18 protein-coding genes and 4 tRNA genes are annotated in these 20,128 nt (G+C 64.4%); 11 read left to right on the forward strand and 11 right to left on the reverse strand.

Features of this window, described 5'->3' with window-relative positions; translation table 11 throughout:
• Positions 1 to 68 precede the first annotated feature (68 nt).
• Entirely contained in the window at positions 69 to 2,051 is a 1,983-nt protein-coding gene (gene acs / locus BM115_RS01870; protein ID WP_092289952.1) for an acetate--CoA ligase, read from the reverse strand.
• 294 nt (positions 2,052 to 2,345) lie between these two features.
• Here acs and BM115_RS01875 point away from each other — a divergent pair, with 294 nt between their 5' ends.
• The 3 genes from BM115_RS01875 (at position 2,346) to murI (ending at position 5,425) form a co-directional block, all read left to right on the forward strand.
• Positions 2,346 to 2,870: a TIGR00645 family protein gene (locus BM115_RS01875; RefSeq protein ID WP_092289953.1), complete on the forward strand. Its 525-nt coding sequence runs from the start codon at positions 2,346 to 2,348 to the stop codon at positions 2,868 to 2,870.
• A gap of 141 nt (positions 2,871 to 3,011) precedes the next feature.
• A complete protein-coding gene (locus BM115_RS01880) occupies positions 3,012 to 4,535 on the forward strand; it encodes a fumarate hydratase (RefSeq protein ID WP_092289955.1) in 1,524 nt (507 codons plus the stop codon).
• A gap of 80 nt (positions 4,536 to 4,615) precedes the next feature.
• Complete coding sequence (murI, locus tag BM115_RS01885) at positions 4,616 to 5,425, forward strand: glutamate racemase (RefSeq protein ID WP_092289957.1); 810 nt, start codon at positions 4,616 to 4,618, stop codon at positions 5,423 to 5,425.
• A 20-nt stretch (positions 5,426 to 5,445) separates the two neighbouring features.
• On the opposite strand, the gene BM115_RS01890 is transcribed toward murI, so the two are convergent.
• A complete protein-coding gene (locus tag BM115_RS01890) occupies positions 5,446 to 7,746 on the reverse strand; it encodes an AAA family ATPase (RefSeq protein WP_092289959.1) in 2,301 nt (766 codons plus the stop codon).
• 458 nt (positions 7,747 to 8,204) lie between these two features.
• Between BM115_RS01890 and BM115_RS01895 the strand changes: the two genes are divergently transcribed.
• From BM115_RS01895 to BM115_RS01910, 4 genes are all read left to right on the forward strand, one after another.
• Positions 8,205 to 8,861 (forward strand): energy transducer TonB, encoded by a 657-nt coding sequence (locus tag BM115_RS01895; protein ID WP_092289961.1) that lies wholly within the window; start codon positions 8,205 to 8,207, stop codon positions 8,859 to 8,861.
• A 49-nt stretch (positions 8,862 to 8,910) separates the two neighbouring features.
• Positions 8,911 to 9,642 carry a MotA/TolQ/ExbB proton channel family protein gene (locus BM115_RS01900; RefSeq protein ID WP_092289963.1) on the forward strand — a complete coding sequence of 244 codons (732 nt, stop codon included), beginning with the start codon at positions 8,911 to 8,913 and terminating at the stop codon, positions 9,640 to 9,642.
• 30 nt (positions 9,643 to 9,672) lie between these two features.
• Positions 9,673 to 10,086: an ExbD/TolR family protein gene (locus BM115_RS01905; RefSeq protein ID WP_092289964.1), complete on the forward strand. Its 414-nt coding sequence runs from the start codon at positions 9,673 to 9,675 to the stop codon at positions 10,084 to 10,086.
• Between the two features lie 225 nt (positions 10,087 to 10,311).
• Positions 10,312 to 10,638 (forward strand): hemin uptake protein HemP, encoded by a 327-nt coding sequence (locus BM115_RS01910; protein WP_092289965.1) that lies wholly within the window; start codon positions 10,312 to 10,314, stop codon positions 10,636 to 10,638.
• Between the two features lie 201 nt (positions 10,639 to 10,839).
• Here the strand turns inward: BM115_RS01910 and BM115_RS01915 are convergent, their stop codons facing one another.
• The 3 genes from BM115_RS01915 to BM115_RS01925 all read right to left on the reverse strand — a co-directional run bounded on the left by BM115_RS01915 (position 10,840) and on the right by BM115_RS01925 (position 12,320).
• Positions 10,840 to 11,247: a heme-binding protein gene (locus tag BM115_RS01915; protein WP_092289966.1), complete on the reverse strand. Its 408-nt coding sequence runs from the start codon at positions 11,245 to 11,247 to the stop codon at positions 10,840 to 10,842.
• Between the two features lie 185 nt (positions 11,248 to 11,432).
• Positions 11,433 to 11,663: a hypothetical protein gene (locus tag BM115_RS01920; RefSeq protein ID WP_092289967.1), complete on the reverse strand. Its 231-nt coding sequence runs from the start codon at positions 11,661 to 11,663 to the stop codon at positions 11,433 to 11,435.
• Between the two features lie 327 nt (positions 11,664 to 11,990).
• Positions 11,991 to 12,320 carry a hypothetical protein gene (locus BM115_RS01925; protein WP_092289968.1) on the reverse strand — a complete coding sequence of 110 codons (330 nt, stop codon included), beginning with the start codon at positions 12,318 to 12,320 and terminating at the stop codon, positions 11,991 to 11,993.
• Positions 12,321 to 12,498: 178 nt separating this feature from the next.
• Between BM115_RS01925 and BM115_RS01930 the strand changes: the two genes are divergently transcribed.
• A tRNA-Leu gene (locus BM115_RS01930) sits at positions 12,499 to 12,585 on the forward strand.
• 48 nt (positions 12,586 to 12,633) lie between these two features.
• Here BM115_RS01930 and BM115_RS01935 read toward each other — a convergent pair.
• Positions 12,634 to 13,719: a YeiH family protein gene (locus BM115_RS01935; RefSeq protein WP_092289976.1), complete on the reverse strand. Its 1,086-nt coding sequence runs from the start codon at positions 13,717 to 13,719 to the stop codon at positions 12,634 to 12,636.
• A gap of 97 nt (positions 13,720 to 13,816) precedes the next feature.
• Between BM115_RS01935 and BM115_RS01940 the strand changes: the two genes are divergently transcribed.
• Positions 13,817 to 14,734 (forward strand): LysR family transcriptional regulator, encoded by a 918-nt coding sequence (locus tag BM115_RS01940; protein WP_092289977.1) that lies wholly within the window; start codon positions 13,817 to 13,819, stop codon positions 14,732 to 14,734.
• Positions 14,735 to 14,823: 89 nt separating this feature from the next.
• On the opposite strand, the gene BM115_RS01945 is transcribed toward BM115_RS01940, so the two are convergent.
• The 5 genes from BM115_RS01945 to uvrC all read right to left on the reverse strand — a co-directional run bounded on the left by BM115_RS01945 (position 14,824) and on the right by uvrC (position 18,145).
• Positions 14,824 to 14,897 (reverse strand) — tRNA-Cys (locus BM115_RS01945).
• Between the two features lie 68 nt (positions 14,898 to 14,965).
• Positions 14,966 to 15,041: transfer RNA gene (locus BM115_RS01950), tRNA-Gly, on the reverse strand.
• Between the two features lie 62 nt (positions 15,042 to 15,103).
• Positions 15,104 to 15,179: transfer RNA gene (locus BM115_RS01955), tRNA-Gly, on the reverse strand.
• Positions 15,180 to 15,367: 188 nt separating this feature from the next.
• Positions 15,368 to 15,967, reverse strand: coding sequence for a CDP-diacylglycerol--glycerol-3-phosphate 3-phosphatidyltransferase (gene pgsA, locus BM115_RS01960; RefSeq protein ID WP_092289979.1), 600 nt, complete (start codon positions 15,965 to 15,967; stop codon positions 15,368 to 15,370).
• Between the two features lie 132 nt (positions 15,968 to 16,099).
• Positions 16,100 to 18,145, reverse strand: coding sequence for an excinuclease ABC subunit UvrC (uvrC, locus tag BM115_RS01965; RefSeq protein WP_092289980.1), 2,046 nt, complete (start codon positions 18,143 to 18,145; stop codon positions 16,100 to 16,102).
• A gap of 108 nt (positions 18,146 to 18,253) precedes the next feature.
• Here uvrC and earP point away from each other — a divergent pair, with 108 nt between their 5' ends.
• On the forward strand, positions 18,254 to 19,423 hold the full coding sequence (earP, locus tag BM115_RS01970; RefSeq protein WP_092289985.1) for an elongation factor P maturation arginine rhamnosyltransferase EarP: 1,170 nt from the start codon (positions 18,254 to 18,256) through the stop codon (positions 19,421 to 19,423).
• Between the two features lie 124 nt (positions 19,424 to 19,547).
• Complete coding sequence (gene efp / locus BM115_RS01975) at positions 19,548 to 20,108, forward strand: elongation factor P (protein WP_092290000.1); 561 nt, start codon at positions 19,548 to 19,550, stop codon at positions 20,106 to 20,108.
• The last annotated feature ends 20 nt before the right edge of the window (positions 20,109 to 20,128 follow it).

Genomic DNA, 20,128 nt, shown 5'->3' on the forward strand with positions numbered 1-20,128 from the left:
GCGAACTCAAGAAAATGCCGGCACGCGGCCGGCATCGGATGGGAGGAAACCCGCACGGGCGGGGGCGCTTATTGCGCTTGCTTCAGTTGATCGAGGATGGCCGGATTCTCGAGCGTGGACGTATCCTGCGTGATTTCCTCGTTCTTGGCCAGCGAGCGCAACAGCCGGCGCATGATCTTGCCCGAACGGGTCTTCGGCAGGTTATCGCCAAAGCGGATGTCCTTCGGCTTCGCAATCGGTCCAATTTCCTTGCCGACCCAGTTGCGCAGCTCCGTGGCGATCTTCACCGCCTCGTCGCCGGTCGGGCGCGTGCGCTTGAGCACGACGAAGGCGCAGATCGCCTCGCCGGTCATGTCATCCGGGCGACCGACCACGGCGGCCTCGGCCACCAGCGGGTTCGACACCAGCGCCGATTCGATCTCCATCGTGCCCATGCGGTGGCCCGACACGTTCAGCACGTCGTCGATCCGGCCCATGATCGTGAAGTAGCCAGTTTCCTTGTCGCGGATGGAGCCATCGCCAGCCAGATACAGCGTGCCGCCCAGTTCCTCGGGGAAATAGCTCTTCTTGAAGCGCTCCGGGTCGCCCCAGATCGTGCGGATCATCGACGGCCACGGACGCTTGACGACCAGGATGCCGCCACTGCCATTCGGCACGTCCTGCCCGGTTTCATCGACGATGGCCGCCATGATGCCCGGCAGCGGCAGCGTGCACGAGCCCGGCACCAGCGGCGTGGCGCCCGGCAGCGGCGTGATCATGTGGCCGCCGGTCTCGGTCTGCCAGAAGGTGTCGACCACCGGGCAACGCTCGCCGCCGATGTTCTTGTAGTACCACATCCACGCTTCCGGGTTGATCGGCTCGCCCACCGTGCCCAGCAGGCGCAGGCTGGAGAGATCGTACTGCTTCGGATGGATCTTCTCGTCGGCCTCGGCGGCCTTGATCAGCGAACGGATGGCCGTCGGCGCGGTGTAGAAGATGCTGACCTTGTGGCGCTGGATCATGTCCCAGAAGCGGCCGGCGTTCGGGAACGTGGGCACGCCCTCGAACACCACCTGCGTGGCGCCGGCCGCCAGCGGGCCGTAGGCAATATAGGTGTGGCCAGTGACCCAGCCGATGTCGGCGGTACACCAGAACAGGTCGTCCGGCTTGATGTCGAAGGTCCAGCGCATCGTCATCAGCGACCAGAGCAGGTAGCCGCCCGTGCTGTGCTGCACGCCCTTCGGCTTGCCCGTCGATCCGGAGGTGTAGAGCACGAACAACGGATGCTCGGCATCCACCGGCTCGGCGGCGCAGGCGTCGGGCTGGCCGGCGGAGACGTCTTCCATCCAGCGGTCGCGGCCTTCGGTCCAGGCCACCTTGCCGCCGGTGCGGCGATAGACCACTACGTGCTTGACGGCCTCGCAGCCGCCCAGCGCCAGGGCTTCGTCGGCGATGGCCTTGAGCGGCAGCGCCTTGCCGCCGCGCATCTGTTCGTCGGCGGTGATCAGCGCCACGGCGCCCACATCAACCAGCCGCTCCTGCAGCGATTTGGCCGAAAATCCGCCGAACACCACCGAATGGGTGGCGCCGATGCGGGCGCAGGCCTGCATGGCGACCACGCCTTCCACGGACATCGGCATGTAGATGACCACGCGGTCGCCCTTCTTGACGCCGAGCGCCTTGAGACCATTCGCAAAACGGCTGACCTTGGCCAGCAGTTCCTTGTAGCTGACGCGGCTCACGGTGCCGTCATCCGCCTCGAAGACGATGGCGATTTTCTCGCCAAGTCCCTGCTCGATATTGCGTTCCAGGCAGTTGTACGAGGCATTGAGCTGGCCGTCCTCGAACCACTTGTAGAACGGCGCGTTGCTTTCGTCGAGCACCTTGGTGAACGGCTTGTCCCAGTGCAGCAGCTCGCGGGCGTGGCGCGCCCAGAACCCCTCGTAGTCGCGCTCGGCTTCGTCGCACAGGGCCTGATAGGCCGCCATGCTGGGAATAGCCGCCGTCTTGGCGAACGACTCAGGGGGTGGGAAAACGCGATGCTCCTGCATCACCGATTCGATGGCCGACATGGCTTGTCTCCTGTTTGGCTTAGGACTGCTTGCTTTTGGCTGGAAGGTACGCCCGGCGGCTTACTTAAACCTGACGGAGTCGCCATGCGCGACGGCGCATGCAGTGCTGCGATGCAGCAAATCAGATCGGAGGGAGGCGGGGGCGCAACCTGGCCACAAGTGCAGCCGGCTCTACTAGGCTAGCACCGGCACGTGCCGCAGCGCAAACCTGTCATCTGGACGATGGGACGCACAAGGTACAATCAGACCCGCCTTTGATTGTCTGATGACATTTACTTCACGTTTGCGCACCCCATGTCATACACCCCGCTCCGCCCCATCCCCCGTATCATCTTCGCCTCCCGCTGGCTCCAGCTGCCGCTCTACCTCGGCTTGATCGTCGCGCAGGGCGTCTACGTCTATCACTTCCTGGTCGAAGTCTGGCACCTGCTGTCCCATGTCACCACGTTCGACGAGACCAAGATCATGCTGGTGGTACTCGGCCTGATCGACGTGGTGATGATTTCCAACCTGCTGATCATGGTGATCGTGGGCGGCTACGAGACCTTTGTCTCGCGCCTGGGCATCGACAATCACCCCGACGAGCCCGAGTGGCTTGACCACGTCAATGCCGGCGTGCTGAAGGTGAAGCTGTCGATGGCGCTGATCGGCATTTCGTCGATCCACCTGCTGAAGACCTTCATCGACGCCGAACAACGCTCTCACCACACCATCATGTGGCAGGTGATCATCCACGTGGCCTTCCTGGCTTCGGCACTGGCCATGGCATGGGTGGACCGCATGGTGTCCCAACCGCACGTGCCGCAGCAGGCGCACTAACGCTCCCCCTCGCACCAGATGGCGTATTCGCCACTTTCGGTGCCGCTTTCCGGGTGTCGACGGCTGTATGCATTCCCGCAGCCGGCGCCGCCACGGTGTATCATCCCGGGCTGTGTTTCACCGCTGCCCTCCCCCACAAAAATGACCGTCATCAAGCAAGAAGACCTCATCCAGAGCGTCGCCGACTCGCTGCAGTACATCAGCTATTACCACCCGATGGACTACATCACCAGCCTGGGCCGTGCCTATGAGTTGGAGCAGAGTCCGGCCGCCAAGGACGCGATTGCGCAGATCCTGACCAACAGCCGCATGTGCGCCGAAGGCAAGCGTCCGCTGTGCCAGGACACCGGCATCGTCACGATCTTCGTCAAGGTGGGGATGGACGTGCGCTGGGATGGCGCCACGATGGGCCTGTCGGACATGATCAACGAAGGCGTGCGTCGCGGTTACACGCACCCGGACAACGTGCTGCGCGCGTCGATCGTGAGCCCGCCCGAAGGCGCCCGCAAGAACACCAAGGACAACACGCCGGCCGTGATCCACTACGAGGTGGTGCCGGGCAACACCGTGGACATCCAGGTCGCGGCCAAGGGCGGCGGCTCCGAGAACAAGTCGAAGTTCGTGATGCTGAACCCGTCCGATTCCATCGTCGACTGGGTCCTGAAGACCGTGCCGACCATGGGCGCCGGCTGGTGCCCGCCCGGCATGCTGGGCATCGGCATCGGCGGCACGGCCGAGAAGGCCATGCTGATGGCCAAGGAATCGCTGATGGAGTCCATCGATATCCAGGACATCATCGCCCGCGGCCCGCAGGACTGGGTCGAGGAAATGCGCGTGGAACTGTACGAAAAGGTCAACGCGCTCGGCATTGGCGCGCAGGGCCTGGGCGGCCTGGCCACCGTGCTCGACGTCAAGATCATGGCTACCCCGACCCACGCGGCTTCCAAGCCCGTGGCGATGATCCCGAACTGCGCGGCCACGCGCCACGTGCACTTCACGCTGGACGGCAGCGGCCCGGCCAAGCTGGAAGCCCCGGACCTGTCGGCCTGGCCGCAGGTGGAATGGGCGCCGAACACCGAGACGTCGAAGAGTGTGGACCTGAACACGCTGACGCCCGAGGAAGTCGCTTCGTGGAAGCCCGGCCAGACGCTACTGCTGAACGGCAAGATGCTGACCGGCCGCGACGCCGCGCACAAGCGCATCGCCGACATGCTGGCCAAGGGCGAATCGCTGCCGATCGACTTCACCAACCGCGTGATCTACTACGTCGGCCCGGTCGATCCGGTGCGTGACGAGGTGGTCGGCCCGGCCGGCCCCACCACGGCGACCCGCATGGACAAGTTCACCGAGACCATGCTGGCCCAGACCGGCCTGATCGCGATGATCGGCAAGGCCGAGCGCGGCCCGGTGGCGATCGAATCGATCCAGAAGCACAAGTCGGCCTACCTGATGGCCGTGGGTGGCGCGGCCTACCTGGTGTCGAAGGCGATTCGCGGCGCCAAGGTGCTGGCCTTCGAAGATCTCGGCATGGAAGCCATCTACGAGTTCGACGTCAAGGACATGCCCGTGACGGTGGCCGTGGACAGCTCGGGTACGTCGGTGCACAAGACCGGCCCCGCCGAGTGGCAAGCCAAGATCGGCAAGATTCCGGTCGCTGCGGCATAACCGGCCAGGGCCCTGCGGCCCTGCCGGCGTTCCCCTTCCATATATAGATATGGAAGGGGAACGCCACTCTCCTCCCTTCCGTGAATCCCTCTCCCATCGGCGTTTTCGATTCCGGCCTCGGCGGCCTCTCGGTGCTGCGCGAAATCCGCGCGCTGCTGCCGCATGAGTCCCTGCTCTACGTGGCCGACTCGCGCTACGCGCCGTATGGCGAAAAACCCGAACGCTTCGTCGAGGCGCGCACGCTGCAAGTCTGCGAATGGCTGGTGGCACAGGGCTGCAAGGCGCTCGTCATTGCCTGCAATACGGCCACGATGCATGCCGTTCAAACCCTGCGCGAGACATTGCCGCTGCCGATCATCGGCGTCGAACCCGGCCTGAAGCCGGCCGCGGCGGCCAGCCGCAGCAAGGTGGTGGGCGTGCTCGCCACGGCCAACACGCTGCGCAGCGCCAAGTTCAATCGATTGCTGACGTCGCTGGAAGGCGAAAGCCGTTATCTGTGCGCGGCCGGTCTCGACCTCGTCGCCCGTATCGAACAGGGCGATGTCTCTGGCCCTGCGGTGCGCACGCGGCTCGAAGGCCTGCTGACCCCGATGCTGGACGCCGGCGCCGACACGCTCGTACTCGGCTGCACCCACTATCCGTTTCTCTCCGACACCATCCGCGCGATGGTCGGCAATCGTCTCGCCCTAGTGGACACCGGCAGTGCCATCGCCCGGCAACTTGCGCGCAAGCTCGTTGAACACGACCTCGCCGCCGCACCCGATGCGGTGCCGCAAGACCGCTATGCGTCCACACGCGACGCCGCGCACCTGCGTGCGATGGCGGCGACGCTGCTGAACGTGGATACCCTCGCAGAAACCGTAGTCATCGAGCCAGCGCCGCCGCTCTGATCCCGGCGACGCCTTGCCGGCTATTGGATGAACCCCAGCGGCTTGTGATGCCGCACCTCGGGCTTGATCGCGTGTTCCTGTCGTAATTGCGCCAGAAACTCGTCCGGGGTCAGCGCTTCGCCGAGCACCACCGACTGCCGCTTGACCGTGGCGAAGTCGCCCGGCGTCAGGCAATCCATCGAATCGAGTTCGCGCTGGATCGTCTCGGTCATGCGCGCGGGATCGCCTTCGAGCGCCTCATCCACGAACATCGTCACGCGTTGCTGCGGCTTGAGCGACAGGAAGCGGATCTTGAACGAGAACCGCCGCAGCGCCGCTTCGTCAATCCGGTCGAACAGATTGGTCGTACAGAGGAAGATGCCATTGAAGCGCTCCATGCCCTGGAGCATTTCGTTGACTTCCGACACCTCGTAGTTGCGCACCGCCTGCTGCCGGCTCTGCATGAAACTGTCGGCCTCGTCGAGCAACAGCACCGCACCGTCCTCTTCTGCACGCGCGAACATCGCCGCGATCTGCTGCTCCGTCTCACCGACGTACTTGCTCATCAGGTCAGAAGCGCGGCGGATCATCAGCGGCAGGTCCAGTTCCGCCGCGATGTGCTCGGCCAGCGCCGTCTTGCCAGTGCCCGGCGGCCCATAGAAACACAGCGTGCCGCGCTGGCGCGCGCCGAGCGCCTGGACGATCTTTTCCACCGCGTAGCGCGATTCGATATTGAGGTTGTCGAGCCGGTAGCGCGTCACCACGGGCCGCGCCTCGGCCTCGGGGCGCAGCCCCATCGCGCGGTCGGCGTGTTCGAGCTGGCGCAGGATCAGCGCCTCCACGGGTTCATCGACGTCGCTGCGCGCCAGTTCCACGAACCGCGCCGCCGATTGCACCTGCGCCGGCGTCAGCGTCTTGCGCGCGGCCAGCGTGGCGATGAACGCGTCGCTGACATCGAGTCCGCCCAGATGCTTGCGGATGATGTTCTCGCGCACCAGAGGTGGCGGAATCTTTAATTCCAGATGGAATTGGAAGCGCCGCAGGTACGCGGGATCGATCTGGCGGATCGAATTCGAGATCCAGATCACCGGCACGGGATTCTGTTCGAGCGTCTGGTTGACCCACGCCTTGCCGTTGACCGAGCCACGCGTGTCTTCCTGCCCGAACAGGCTCATCAGCTCGCGCGCACTGCCTGGGAATACGTCTTCCACCTCATCGAACAACAAGGCCGTACGCGGCCGGCCGCGCAGGAAGGCCTGCGACACCTGCAGGGAGCGATAGCGGTCCTTGCCGGAGAGCGAGTTGCCGTCGCGGTCGAAGCAATCCACCTCGTAGAGTTCGCAGTCCGCCTCGCGCGCCAGCAGCCGCGCGAACTCGGTCTTGCCGGTGCCCGGCGGGCCGTAGATCAGCACGTTCACCCCTGCGGCGTTCTGGCGCGTGGCGTTGCCCAGCAGCGCGGACAGGTAGCGCGCGTCGGTCTCCACATGCGGATAGTCGCTCGTGCCCAGCGTCGGCGGCGCAGCGGGCCGCGTGAACACGGCCATCATCTCCGCGTCGCTGGCGTAGTTGCCGAGCAGCACGTGCAGCAGACGATCGGACAGGCGCATCAGGTCGCCGAGGTCCGTGACGCTGTTCTCGGGCAGCGGCTGCTCGATCAGGTTCAGCGTCTCGAGCCGCGAGCCGGGACGTAGTGAAACAGCGATATCGGCGGGGCTGGCGCCGGTCAGGCCGGCCAGGATCTGGAACGCCTCCTGACTGTGCGCGACCTTGCAATCGACCATCACCGCGCGCAGATCGCGCTTGTACTTGGCCAGCGCGGCATACAGCAGCAGCTTGCGTTCATGCTCGGGCAGGTTCAGCACATGGCTGAGCATGTCGATGTTGCGCACCAGCAGCACCCGCTCGCCGTGGAGGCGCGAGGCAATCGCGGCAGCCGACGCATCGAACACGGCGAACATGTCCTTGGCATGGTGCTTCACGTACTCATCGAGATAGTAAAACAGCGCACTTTCGTCGAAGGCGCTATTCCATTGGCCATGCCGCTCGAGGAACTCTTCTGGGGTCAGCCGCGAGGCGCCCTTCCACGCGGGCATGTCCGCGCAGCGCGCGGACAGGAAGCGCTGGACGCGCAGCACCACGCCATAGGGCCAGACCATTTCCTGGGCGCTGACCGTCAGCACGTCGTTGATATTGCTGCGCAGATTGAAGCGCGGCCCCAGCGCGCAGACCACGCGCAGCGCGAACTGGGCGCACATCCAGTCAAGGGCCGAGGTCCCCGCCACGCCGGGCGCGGCACGCAGGAGCGTCGAGCGGTCGTCTTCAGCAAAACGGGTGAAGTCCATGGCCATTCCCTTCGCTTGGGCTGGCGGGCGTCCGGACCGCGGGGGCGCCACCAGTACCAGGCTGCCGATGTTTGTCACGCTGTTATCACGCTGCTTTCTTCCATCCTAGCGCGGTTTGCCGCCGATGGGGCATTGCAGACACCCACCGACGCGCGGGCGCCCACGCACCCACCTCACGCAATCGGATATCGTAATTCGACGATTGCATTGCACAATGCGCAACAAATAAGAATCATTATCGTTTATACTGTGCCGCTACGCTGCCCAAGAGTGGCGCTCCCCAGCAACCCCGTTTCACGGTTTTCTCCGGTTCACGTGGCTGTACATCAGGAGCGTTATCATGGAATTGCTATTGAGCCTGCTGGTCGGATGTGGCATCTCGCTGATCCTGTTCTATCGCAAGTGAGCGAGTACAGACGCGCGCCGCCTGCCCATTTCGAATACCTGTCGTATCTCTCATGTTCGATCAACGTTTCCTCAAGATCACTGTTGCTGTCCTGTTGTTCCACGTCGGGCTGCTTTACCTGATCCAGAGCGGCCTGGCGCGCAAACTGACCGAAGCGGTCATCGCGCCCGAGATCATCGCCCGTATCATCCCGATGGAGCCGCCCAAGCAGCCTCCGGCGCCGGAGCCGCCCAAGCCGCAACCGCAGACGCCCCCGAAGCAGGTGAAGGTGGTAACACCGCGCCCGACCCCGCCGAAGCCGCAGCCGACCCCGGAACCCGTGGCCTCGCTGCCGCCCTCGCCGACGGCCATCGAAGCCCCGCCGGCCCCCCCTGCCCCGCCGGCGCCTGCCGAACCGCCTTCGCCGCCCGTATCGGCCAATGCCGCGCCGCGCGCTGTCGGCATCGGCGAGATCGCCTGTTCGCCGCCGCAAGTGGCCTATCCGTCGCAATCGCGCCGAATGGGTGAAACCGGCAAGGCTGTTGTTCGTCTGACGACCGATGAGTCTGGCCGCGTGGTCAAGACCGCGGTGGTCACGTCGAGCGGCTCGAGCCGACTGGACCAGGCTGCAGTGGATGCCGTGCAGCGCATGCGTTGCAAGCCCTATTTGGACAATGGCCGCGCCGTGGCCGTGACCGCCCAGCAGCCGATCAACTTCGAGCTGAACTGATTTCCCGGAATTTTCCGATCTTTCCCAAACACTGACACCAGGAACCACCATGCAGGACCTCGGACTCTCCCACCTCTGGTCGCAAGGCGACTTCGTCATGCGAGCGACCGCCATCATTCTGCTCATCATGTCGCTGTTGTCGTGGATCGTGATTCTCACCAAGGCGTGGGATCTGGTTCGCCTCAAGAAGATGGCAAATGGCGCGGAAAAGCGCTTCTGGCACTCGGATGACTTCGACCACGCGCTGGAAACACTCGGCGCGAGCGATGCCAATCCGTTCCGCACGCTGGCCATGACCGGCAAGGAAGCGGCGCAGCACCACCGCGCCAGCCAGCCGCAACTGCACGACCAGCTCGACATCTCCGACTGGCTGACCCGCTCGCTGAAGAGCTCGATCGACGAGGCGGTGTCGCGCATGCAGTCGGGCCTGGCGGTGCTGGCCTCGGTGGGCTCCACCGCGCCGTTCGTCGGCCTGTTCGGCACGGTGTGGGGCATCTACCACGCGCTGATCGGCATTGGCGCCTCGGGCGTGCCGACCATCGACAAGGTGGCCGGCCCCGTGGGCGAAGCCCTGATCATGACCGCCTTCGGCCTGGCCGTGGCGATCCCGGCGGTGCTCGGCTACAACGCACTGAGCCGTGGCAACAAGGGCGTCATCAACAAGCTGAACCGCTTTGCGCACGACCTGCACGCCTACTTCGTGACCGGCGCCCGCGTGCGCCCGGGCTCCTCCGCCCGCACGGCCGACGACGGCTCGGTGCGGCTGGCTGTCAAGAACTAAGCGCGACACTCGCGCCAGAAGGAACGCATCATGGCATTCGGCACGCTCGACGGTGACGATGACGAGGTGATGAGCGAGATCAACATGACGCCGCTGGTCGACGTCATGCTGGTGCTGCTGATCATCTTCATCATCACGATTCCCGTCATCAACCACGCGGTGAAGATTGATCTGCCGCGCGCGACGAACCAACCGAACGACACCAAGCCGCAGAACATCAACGTCTCGGTCGACGCGCAGGGCAAGGTGTTCTGGAACCAGCAGGAAGTTGACGAGGCTGCGCTGGAACAACGCATCGCGGAAGCCGCGCAACAGGAGCCGCAACCCGAGTTGCACCTGCGCGCGGACCGCGAGGTCCGCTACGAGCGCGTGGCTGAAGTCATGGCCGCCGCGCAGCACGGCGGGCTCGGCAAGATCGGCTTCATCACGGAACCGAAGCACTGATCTCCCCCGCCTCGAACATGAAGGGCACCCCTCACCGGGTGCCCTTTTTGTTGGCGCCCGGCAGCGAGCCAGGTTGCGATTTCCTGTCGATCCGTGACGGCCTTGGCACAGGTGTAACGGTTAGTGAAGATCACTTGTAATGATAACAATTCTCATTTATGATCTTCTTCATCGCAACCAACACGCATCGCTTCCCCTACGTGAAGCGCTTCCACGGAGAAGACCATGAGCACAATCAGCCTGCCGATGTCGCAACCGCGTGAAGTCACGCGCCGCCGCCTGTCCCTGCGCCGCGTCGAGGTTGCCTCGCAGGCGCGCCGCGAACCGTCGACGGCATCGTCGGCTATCGAGACCGTGAAGTCGGCGGTAGCCGGCCTGCCCGCCCGCCTGGAAGCGCTGATGCGCGCCGATGCACCGGCCGAAGGCAACACCGCGCAAGCCGTGCCGCTGGACGCCATCATGCGCGGCGCCACGACGCTGCCGATCCTGCATAACGGCGACGTGTACACGCTGCGCGTGACGCGCTACGGCAAGCTGATCCTGACCAAATAATCGACAGTCTTTTGTGGGGACCACCCCTTCGCGGGGTGTTGGGCAGTAGCCAGACGATCGGAACACGCTGACAGGGAAGATTTCCAAACCCCTTGCCTGTCAGGCCGATGCCAGCCATGCCGCCTTTTTATACCGCCCCGCAGGCGTTGCGCCTGCGGGGCTTTTGCATTGGCGGGCTCGCAATGCGATCCCGCCGTGCAATCAGACGCCGAGCGCAGCGATACCAGCGCGTGCGATCTGCGCGTCTTCGGTAGACTTCACGCCGGACACGCCTACGGCGCCCACGACCTGGCTGTTCACGACGATGGGCACGCCACCTTCGAGCATGCCCTGCAGGTGCGGAGCGGTCATGAACGAGTAGCGGCCGTTGTTGATCATGTCTTCGTAGATCTTCGACTCACGACGGCCCATCGCAGCCGTGCGGGCCTTTTCCGTGGCGATGTAGGCCGAGATCGGGGCCACGCCGTCCAGGCGCAGCGAGCCGAGCGGGTGGCCACCGTCGTCGACGACCACAATCGTGACAGCCCAGTTGTTGGCCTTGGCTTCGACCTCGGCAGCCGCCAGCAACTTCTTCACGTCATCGGCCGTCAGTACGGTTTTTTGCTGCATACCTCTCTCCAGTCTGTTCATCAGTGTGAGGCCGCAGTATATCGCGCCGTCCGGGGCAACAATGGTGACATGACCGGTACAAGGACTTTTGACTTGACGGTTATCCCGCAGCCCTTGTCGAGCGGCCGCCAAAAGATAAAGCCCGCAGGCGGCGGGCTTTTCTGGATCCGGTTGAGACGAGCCGGTCAGGCGCCGTCGCTGAAGGAACTACGGGGATCGGTCACGCGTGCGCCGTCGGTGTAGACATCGCGCTTGTCGTTGGCGCGGGCACCATCGGTGTAGGCATCGCGTTGATCGGTCACGCGCTGGCCACCGCTGTAGACGTCGAACTTGGCCGGTGCGGCAAAGGCCGATACCGACAGCACGGAAAGCGCGCCGAGGGCGGCGACGGCAGCGATGCGTTGCTTGATCTTCATGAGAATCCCCTTATTGATGTTAGTCGCGGGCGTCGCGCCATCAGGCGGATGCTTGTGGGAGCGGCGTCACCCAAGGAGTTTAGGGGGAAACCCTGAGGCCGAAGTCCAGCCGCATTGAGCGGACGCATCAAATTCTTTGAGCAATAAAAATCGTCGGGAACTCCCAGGCGCAATCTTCCACCATCGATTGTCAGAAAACGCCGGCGAGCCGCCAAGAGAGCGTCACGCAGAAATAGAAAAAGCCCCACGAAGGGGCTTTTTCCGACGATGGCCTTTCAACGACCTTACTGAACGATTACACCACTGCGTCCGGACGAGATTCGCGTCTTAGTCGCGCCAGCGGCCATGGCCCCGACCGTGGCCGTGACCATGGTAATGGTCGCCGCGATATCCCGGCGGGCCGTAGTAGTAGCGCGGACCCGGGTAATAGCGGGGACCGTAGTAGACCGGCGCCGGACGCACCACGACAGGCGGCGGGCCATAATAAACCGGAGCCGGCGGCGCGTAGTACACCGGCGGCGGCGGCGCATAGTAGGCGGGACCACCCACCACCACACCCGGAACGCCAATTGCCACGTCCACGTTCACGCGTGCCATTGCAGCGCCAGACGCCAGCGCGGCGGCTACACCGAATGCTGCGAACAACCAACGTTTCATGATCGTGCCTCTTTGAGTTAGGTCAAGCTGATAACTCGTATTGTAGGGGTTCGCGATTTTCGAGGTGAAACGGCGGGTTCTACATTGTTACCGGCGGTAACAGCAACGTCACATGGCGAAGTGGCGCGTGTTGGCTTGCGTCCTGCGGACGAAGCCACCACAATACCGGGCTTGCCGTGCGGCCGTGGAGAAATTGGTAGACTCAGCAGACTTAAAATCTGCCGCTCTTACGGGCTTACGGGTTCGAGTCCCGTCGGCCGCACCAGCGCGCTCCATATCGCTACCCATCGCGCTACACCGCGCAGCGCAGCGCTCAGACGAGCCACGCGCACAGCAGCGCGCCGACCACCATCAGGAAGACAAACAGCACCGCGGCGAGCGCCAGCGGCTTGCGTCCTGCACGTAGCAGATCACCGATTCGGGTATGGAGTCCGATGGCCAGCATCGCGCAGGCCAGCAGCCAGTTGTCCAGGGCGACCAGGCCAGGCTTCCACTCGCCCGGCACCATGCCGGCAGAGTTCACCGCCATCACCGCGACGAAACCGAGCGCGAACCACGGCACGGACTTCAGCAGCGCGCGCCAGTTGCGACGGCCGTTGCCGCCCGCGTCGCCACCGCTTGCACGCGGCCACAGCGCCATGATCAACAGCAACGGACCCAGCGCCAGCACGCGGACCATCTTGGCCACCACGGCGGCGTCAGCGGTAGCATCGCTCACCATCTTGCCGGAGGCGATCACCTGCGCCACCTCATGCAGCGTGGCACCCGTAAAAATGCCAAACGCGCGTTCCGTCACGGGGAGATGCCAGTGTTGCGTCGCCAGCTCGTAGAGCCACGGATAGAGCAGCATGCCGACCGTGCCGAACAGCACCACGGTGGCCACGGCCACCGCCGTCTGCTTGTCATCGGTACGCACCACGGACGAGACCGCGATGGCCGCCGCCGCGCCGCATACCGCGCTGCCCGCGCTCACCAGGATGGCCTCGCGCCGGCTCAGGCCGAAAAACGCCGATCCCACCCACGTACCGAAGAGCAGCGTGGCCACCAGCATCACGAGCGGCACCACGACGCCGCCCAGGCCCAATGCCGCGATCGCCCCGAACGTGAGGCGCAGGCCATACAGCGCCACGCCAAGCCGCAGCAGATGATGGCGCGCGAACTGCATCCCCGGTGCCAGGGGCGTCAGCCAGTGCTTCGGCATCGTATTGGCCGCGACCATGCCGGCGCACATCGCCAGCGTCAACGCGGACAGCCCGTATTGGGACACGGCGGGATGATCGGCCAGCACCAGCGCCAAGCCCGCAATGGCACCCAGCGGCAGCAAAGTGACGAGACGGATACGCCACAGGTTGAAACCGGTGGGGGCGAGCGTGAGCGGGGTGGCAGGGGTCGTGGACATAGCAGTTCTTCTAGGGATTACCTGAAGGGTACGCATGCCGCCTTGACCAGTAAAACGGGTAATATCGTTATGACTTACCGTTATTATCGATAAAGCCATGGAGCAACGCCCGCTTCGCCTTACCTTGCGCCAGTTGCAGGTCTTCGTGGCCGTGGCCCAGCACGGCAGCACCACGGCCGCGGCCGAGTCGCTCGCGATGTCCCAATCGGCCGTCAGCGCGTCGCTGGCCGAACTGGAACGTGCGCTGAACGGCCCCTTGTTCGACCGCGTAGCGCGCCGCCTGAGCATCAACGAAACCGGGCGCCAATTCTTTCCGCGCGCGCTGTCCCTGCTCGACCAGGCGCACGAACTCGAGCGATTTGCCTCGGAAGGCGGCGTGCAGCTGCGCATCGCGGCCAGTAACACCATCGGCAGCTACATCCTCCCTGCCCTGCTGGCGGGGTTCCGCAATGCGCAGACCGGGCCGTGCGAACTGGACATGCGCATCGGCAATACGCAGGACGTGCTGCACGCCCTCCTCAAGTTCGAGGCCGATATCGGCCTGATCGAAGGGACCAGCCATGAGCGGGACTTACGCAGCATGCACTGGTGCGATGACGAGATGGTGGTGATCGTGGGGCCGGCGCATCCGCTGGCGATGGTGGCCGAGCAGCCCGAGTTGCTGCACGACATGCTGCGCGAGGCCGACTGGATCGTGCGCGAGCCGGGCTCCGGCACGCGCGAGATCATCGAATCGCGCCTCGTGCCCGCCCTGGGCGCGCTGCGCTTTGCGCTGGAGCTAGGCAACACCGAAGCCATCAAGCGCGCCGTCATGAGCGGATTTGGCGTCAGTTGCCTGTCACTGCATGTCGTCGGCGATGAAATCGCGCGCGGTGAGTTAGTACCGCTGCGCGCCGGCCTGCCGCGCGTGATCCGGCCGCTGCAACTGGTCGTGCATCAGGACAAATTCCCGACTCAGGGGCTGCTCGCCTTTACCGAATACCTGCGCGGCGCGGCACCCGTGCTGTGTGCCTGAGCTGCGATACCGGCGTTAGAACAACTGAACGGCTAGAACGCAAAACGGCGCCACAATGGGCGCCGTAGGCTTGAAACGTCGGTAAAACTTGGAGGCGGAGGTCGGAATCGAACCGGCGTACACGGCTTTGCAGGCCGCTGCATAACCACTCTGCCACCCCGCCAGGTGACGATGCAGGATTGTACGACAATCCTGTCAAACAAAAAGGGAAGCCACGCTTCCCTTTGGGATTGGAGCGGGAGACGAGTCTCGAACTCGCGACCTCAACCTTGGCAAGGTTGCGCTCTACCAACTGAGCTACTCCCGCGTACAAACTTTCTACTACTTCACTACCAGCCCGACGATAACGCTGTCGAACTTTACTAAACCTGGAGCGGGAGACGAGTCTCGAACTCGCGACCTCAACCTTGGCAAGGTTGCGCTCTACCAACTGAGCTACTCCCGCAGGGCCCTGCATCTTACAGAAAAGCAGACTATCGCGCAACTTCTTTTAAACACGCAGCTTTGTGCTGGTATTTCGCGCTAAGTACCGCTTATCTTGCTGCTTTCGTCTTTCGTCGTCAGCAGCGAGAACGAGATTATTGCAAAGAGGGGGCCGGGGCGTCAAGGACTTTTTCGCGCAACGCTTCACTTTTACTTCTGCGCGCCCGCACTACCCGTGACATTGCTGCGCTCGCGGATCTGCGGCCACGCCAGCTTCATGTAATAGAACATCGACCACAGCGTGAGCACCGCCGCCAGATAGATCATCCAGCCGCCGAGCAACGAGGCATCGATGCCGAACAGCGAGTCGTTGAACAGCAGCAACGGAATCGCAATCATCTGCACCGTGGTCTTCAGCTTGCCGAGGAAATTCACGGCGACGCTCTTGGACGCGCCGATCTGCGCCATCCATTCACGCAGCGCGGAAATCGTGATTTCACGTCCGATGATGACCAGCGCGATCAGGTCCGCCACGCGGCCCAGCGCCAGCAGGGACAGCAGCGCCGCGGTCACCATGAGCTTGTCGGCCACCGGGTCCAGGAACGCGCCGAACGACGAGGTCTGGTTCCAGCGTCGCGCCAGGAAGCCATCCAGCCAGTCCGTCGCCGCGGCGATGACGAAGAACGCGGCCGCGGTCACGTTCTTGGTATGCATCGGCAACCAGGTTTCAGGCAGGTAATAGACCCCGACCACGAGAGGGATCATGGCCACGCGAAGCCAGGTCAGCAGGATGGGAATATTCAGGGGCATGGGCGGAGCGTTGGAAAAGGAACGGGCCGATCCGGCGATGGTCTGGAAGGCGAATGCCGCGATTGTCGCCGATTTCCAGCCGAACCCGCCAGTTTCGGGCTGAAATGGCTGGCAACCGGCCGGGCGGGCCGGTCAATGCAACTGGCGGTAGATCTCCTCGGCCAGGGTGCGCGAGATGCCTTCCACGCTGGCAAGTTCGTCGATGCTGGCAGCCATGACGCCGCGCAGGCCGCCGAAACGCGTCAGCAGCTTTTGCCGCCGGCGCGCGCCCACACCCTCGATTTCCTCCAGCCGCGACGTGTTGCGCGCCTTGGCGCGCCGCGCCCGCATGCCGGTGATGGCAAAGCGGTGGGCCTCGTCGCGGATCTGGGCGACGAGCATCAGCGCTGCGCTGCCCTGCCCCAGTTCCAGCGACGGGCGGCCATCGGCGAAGACCAGTGTCTCCAGCCCCACCTTGCGGCCTTCGCCCTTCGCCACGCCGACCAGCAGGCCGATGTCGAGCCCAAGCTCCTCGAACACCTGGCGCGCCACCTCGACCTGCCCCTTGCCGCCGTCGATCAGCACTACGCGCGGCATGCGCGGCACGCCGTCCGGGGCGCCTTCTCCGCCCAACTCGCCGCCATCTTCCTGGATCTGCTCCACCAGCTTCTGGTACCGGCGCGTGAGCACCTGACGCATGGCCGCATAGTCGTCGCCGGGCGTGATGTCCTGGATGTTGTAGCGCCGATATTCGCTGTTCTGCATCTCATGGTGGTGGAACACCACGCAGGATGCCTGGGTGGCCTCACCCGCCGTGTGGCTGATGTCGAAGCACTCAATGCGGAGCATCGTCAGGTCTTCCATATCCAGGGCGATGGTCTCGGCAAGCGCACGCGTGCGCGCCTCCTGGCTGCCCTGCTCCGCCAGCCGGCGCGCCAACGCCAGCGCCGCGCCTTGCGTCGCCATCTCGAGCCAGATCTTGCGCTGGCCCTGCGGCTGCCGCACCAGCGCGATCTTGCGGCCTGCCTGCATCGACAGGGCCTCCACCAGCGCGGCATCGGCTGGCAGATGGCTCACCACGATGATCGGCGGCGGCGCCTGATCGAGATAGTGCTGGACCATGAAGGCCGACAGCACGCGGGCCGCGATGCGGTCCACGGACAGCGGCCCGGCTTCCGGCACCACCTGCTCGCCTTCGCCCTCCCCGGCATCGTCGCTATCTTCGACGATCATCGCCGCTTCGTCGGCATGCGCGGGGAAATAGGCTTTGTCGCCAAGATGGCGGCCCCCGCGCACCATCGCCAGATTCACGCACGCACGCCCACCCTGCACGGCCACGGACAGAATGTCGATGTCGCGCGCCTGCCCCACCTCCTCCACAGCCTGCCGCTTGAGCACCGTGGAGAGCGCGGCGATCTGGTCGCGCACAGCGGCGGCCTGCTCGAAGCGCAATTGCACCGCGTGCTCTTCCATCTTGACCTGGAGGCCGTCGAGCACCTCGGTCTCGCGGCCCTGGAGGAAGCGCGCGGCGTTATGCACGTCGCGCGCGTAATCTTCTTCGCTGATCGCCTTCACGCACGGCGCCGTGCAGCGATGAATCTGATGCAGCAGGCAAGGCCGGGTGCGGTTGTTGAACACCGTGTCCTCGCAGGTGCGCAGCTGGAACACCTTCTGCAGGATCTGCATGCTTTCGCGCACCGCGTAGGCACTCGGGAACGGGCCGAAGTACTGGTGCTTGCGGTCCGTCGCCCCCCGGTAGTAGGCCATGCGCGGGAACTTGTGGCCGGTCAGCTTGAGGAATGGATAAGACTTGTCGTCGCGGAACAGGATGTTGTAGCGCGGGGCGAGTGCCTTGATGAGATTGTTCTCAAGCAGCAGCGCCTCGGCCTCGGTCCGGACCACCGTGGTATCGATGCGAGCGATCTTCCCCACCATCATCGCGATGCGCGGCGACAGCTGGGTCTTGTTGAAGTAGCTCGAGACACGCTTTTTCAGGTCGCGCGCCTTACCCACGTAGAGCACGTTGCCGTCGGCGTCGAAATAGCGGTACACGCCCGGCAGGCCGGGCAGCCGCGCCAGGATCCGCCGGGGGTCGAATGCCGGGATGTCGGCGGGGGCCTCGGCCGGGAGATCCACGCGGACCTCGGCGGGTGCATCGTTCGAAGCGTCGTTCGGGGAAACCGGTTCCTGCTCGGGCATCGGGGGACAAGAAAGTTTGGGCGGCAAGGCGCGCAGGGGCTGGCCTCGCTCTAGAATCGCAAGTTTAGAGCAAATCTTCCGCGTGCCCTCGCGGAACGGGACGCCGCCATGCCCATTCAATCCTGCGACATCTTCTGCACGGTCGTCGATAACTTCGGCGATATCGGCGTTTGCTGGCGCCTGGCGCGCCAACTCTCACAGGAGCACGGCCACGCGGTGCGACTCTGGGTGGATGACCTGGGCAGCTTCGCGCGGCTGGCGCCGGAGATCGACCCGGCACGCGCCTGCCAGCACCTGGGCGGCGTGGAGGTGCGTCGCTGGGATGCCTCTCCCGGTGCCCCGTTCGAGCCGCTGCCGCCGCACGACCTCGTCATCGAGGCGTTCGCCTGCCACCTGCCCGAGCCCTTCCTGGCCGCGATGGCCGCCGCGCCGCGCCCGCCGGTATGGATCAACCTGGAATACCTGAGCGCCGAGGCATGGGTCAGCGAGCACCATGCGCTGTCCTCGCCCCATCCGAAGCTGCCGCTCGTGAAGTACTTCTTCTTCCCCGGCTTTGCGCACGGCACGGGCGGGCTGCTGCGGGAGTCAATGCTGGGCGCGCAGCGCGATGCCTTCCTATCCAGCCGCGCCGCGCAATCGACACTCTGGTACCGGCTCGGCACGCAACCCCTGCCAGATGCGTTGCGCGTAAGCCTGTTCGCCTATACGAATCCCGCCCTACCCGCCTTGCTGGCCCAATGGCGCGACGGCGCCACGCCCGTGCAGTGCCTGGTGCCGCAAGGCCCGGCAGCGCAGCAGGCGGCCGCGTGGTTCGGCGCCCCGGCGGAGCAGGTGGCCCCCGGCACCTCGCTGACGCAAGGCAACCTGACCCTCCAGGTGATTCCGTTCGTGAGGCAGGAAAACTACGACGAACTGCTCTGGGCCTGCGACGTGAACTTCGTGCGTGGCGAGGATTCCTGCGTGCGCGCGCACTGGGCCGCGCGGCCCATGGTCTGGCACATCTACCCGCAGGACGACGTGGCGCACCATGTGAAGCTCGATGCGTGGCTCGAGCGATTCAGCCGGTGCGGCGTTTCGCCGGAGGCTGCCCAGGCCATGACCGCCTTTTGCCATGCCTGGAACGGCCATGGCGCCACCCCGCACGCGCCCGACTGGGCGCAGTTCCACGCACAATTGCCTGCTCTCGCTACGGCCATGGACCGCTGGCAGCGGCAATTGCAGCACTTGGGCGACCTCGCGGCAAATCTGGTGGTCTTTTGCGAAAATCGGGTAAAATAACGGGTTGATTTTGATGATGGCGAGCCAAAAAGAGCAACTGCCGGCCGCGCGCCTTCGCCATACCGCATATCGCGAATCGGGGTCATGAGCGCCCCGGATTACTTTTTTCAGGAAGATAGTTCAGATGAAGATCGCACAAGAACTCCGCGTCGGCAACGTGTTCATGATCGGTTCCGACCCGATGGTCGTGCAGAAGGCCGAGTACAACAAGTCGGGCCGTAACGCCGCCGTCGTCAAGATGAAGTACAAGAACCTGCTGACGGACGCCCCGGGCGAGTCGGTGTTCAAGGCTGACGACAAGTTCGAAGTGGTGATGCTGGATCGCCGCGAATGCACCTACTCGTACTTCGCCGACCCGATGTACGTGTTCATGGACACGGACTACAACCAGTTCGAAGTCGAGCAGGACAGCATGGGCGACGCGCTGAACTACCTCGAAGACGGCATGAACGTGGAAGTGGTGTTCTACAACGAGAAGGCCATCTCGGTGGACATGCCGACCACGCTGGTCCGCGAGATCATCTACACGGAACCGGCCGTCAAGGGCGACACGTCGTCGGGCAAGGTGCTCAAGGGCGCCAAGATCAACACCGGGTTCGAGCTGCAAGTGCCGCTGTTCTGCAACATCGGTGACAAGATCGAAATCGACACGCGTACCGGCGAATACCGCAGCCGCGCCAACTAAGGCGTCGCCGCGAGACAGCA

The organism is Cupriavidus sp. OV096, from assembly GCF_900115455.1.
In the GTDB taxonomy this organism is placed as follows: Bacteria; Pseudomonadota; Gammaproteobacteria; order Burkholderiales; family Burkholderiaceae; genus Cupriavidus.

Excerpts from the sequence above, each read along its gene's own strand:
- acs (WP_092289952.1), bottom strand. The coding sequence starts at position 2,051 with ATGTCGGCCATCGAATCGGTGATGCAGGAGCATCGCGTTTTCCCACCC.
- BM115_RS01875 (WP_092289953.1), top strand. The coding sequence starts at position 2,346 with ATGTCATACACCCCGCTCCGCCCCATCCCCCGTATCATCTTCGCCTCC.
- BM115_RS01880 (WP_092289955.1), top strand. The coding sequence starts at position 3,012 with ATGACCGTCATCAAGCAAGAAGACCTCATCCAGAGCGTCGCCGACTCG.
- BM115_RS01890 (WP_092289959.1), bottom strand. The coding sequence starts at position 7,746 with ATGGACTTCACCCGTTTTGCTGAAGACGACCGCTCGACGCTCCTGCGT.
- BM115_RS01895 (WP_092289961.1), top strand. The coding sequence starts at position 8,205 with ATGTTCGATCAACGTTTCCTCAAGATCACTGTTGCTGTCCTGTTGTTC.
- BM115_RS01900 (WP_092289963.1), top strand. The coding sequence starts at position 8,911 with ATGCAGGACCTCGGACTCTCCCACCTCTGGTCGCAAGGCGACTTCGTC.
- BM115_RS01905 (WP_092289964.1), top strand. The coding sequence starts at position 9,673 with ATGGCATTCGGCACGCTCGACGGTGACGATGACGAGGTGATGAGCGAG.
- BM115_RS01910 (WP_092289965.1), top strand. The coding sequence starts at position 10,312 with ATGAGCACAATCAGCCTGCCGATGTCGCAACCGCGTGAAGTCACGCGC.
- BM115_RS01915 (WP_092289966.1), bottom strand. The coding sequence starts at position 11,247 with ATGCAGCAAAAAACCGTACTGACGGCCGATGACGTGAAGAAGTTGCTG.
- BM115_RS01920 (WP_092289967.1), bottom strand. The coding sequence starts at position 11,663 with ATGAAGATCAAGCAACGCATCGCTGCCGTCGCCGCCCTCGGCGCGCTT.
- BM115_RS01925 (WP_092289968.1), bottom strand. The coding sequence starts at position 12,320 with ATGAAACGTTGGTTGTTCGCAGCATTCGGTGTAGCCGCCGCGCTGGCG.
- BM115_RS01935 (WP_092289976.1), bottom strand. The coding sequence starts at position 13,719 with ATGTCCACGACCCCTGCCACCCCGCTCACGCTCGCCCCCACCGGTTTC.
- BM115_RS01940 (WP_092289977.1), top strand. The coding sequence starts at position 13,817 with ATGGAGCAACGCCCGCTTCGCCTTACCTTGCGCCAGTTGCAGGTCTTC.
- pgsA (WP_092289979.1), bottom strand. The coding sequence starts at position 15,967 with ATGCCCCTGAATATTCCCATCCTGCTGACCTGGCTTCGCGTGGCCATG.
- uvrC (WP_092289980.1), bottom strand. The coding sequence starts at position 18,145 with ATGCCCGAGCAGGAACCGGTTTCCCCGAACGACGCTTCGAACGATGCA.
- earP (WP_092289985.1), top strand. The coding sequence starts at position 18,254 with ATGCCCATTCAATCCTGCGACATCTTCTGCACGGTCGTCGATAACTTC.
- efp (WP_092290000.1), top strand. The coding sequence starts at position 19,548 with ATGAAGATCGCACAAGAACTCCGCGTCGGCAACGTGTTCATGATCGGT.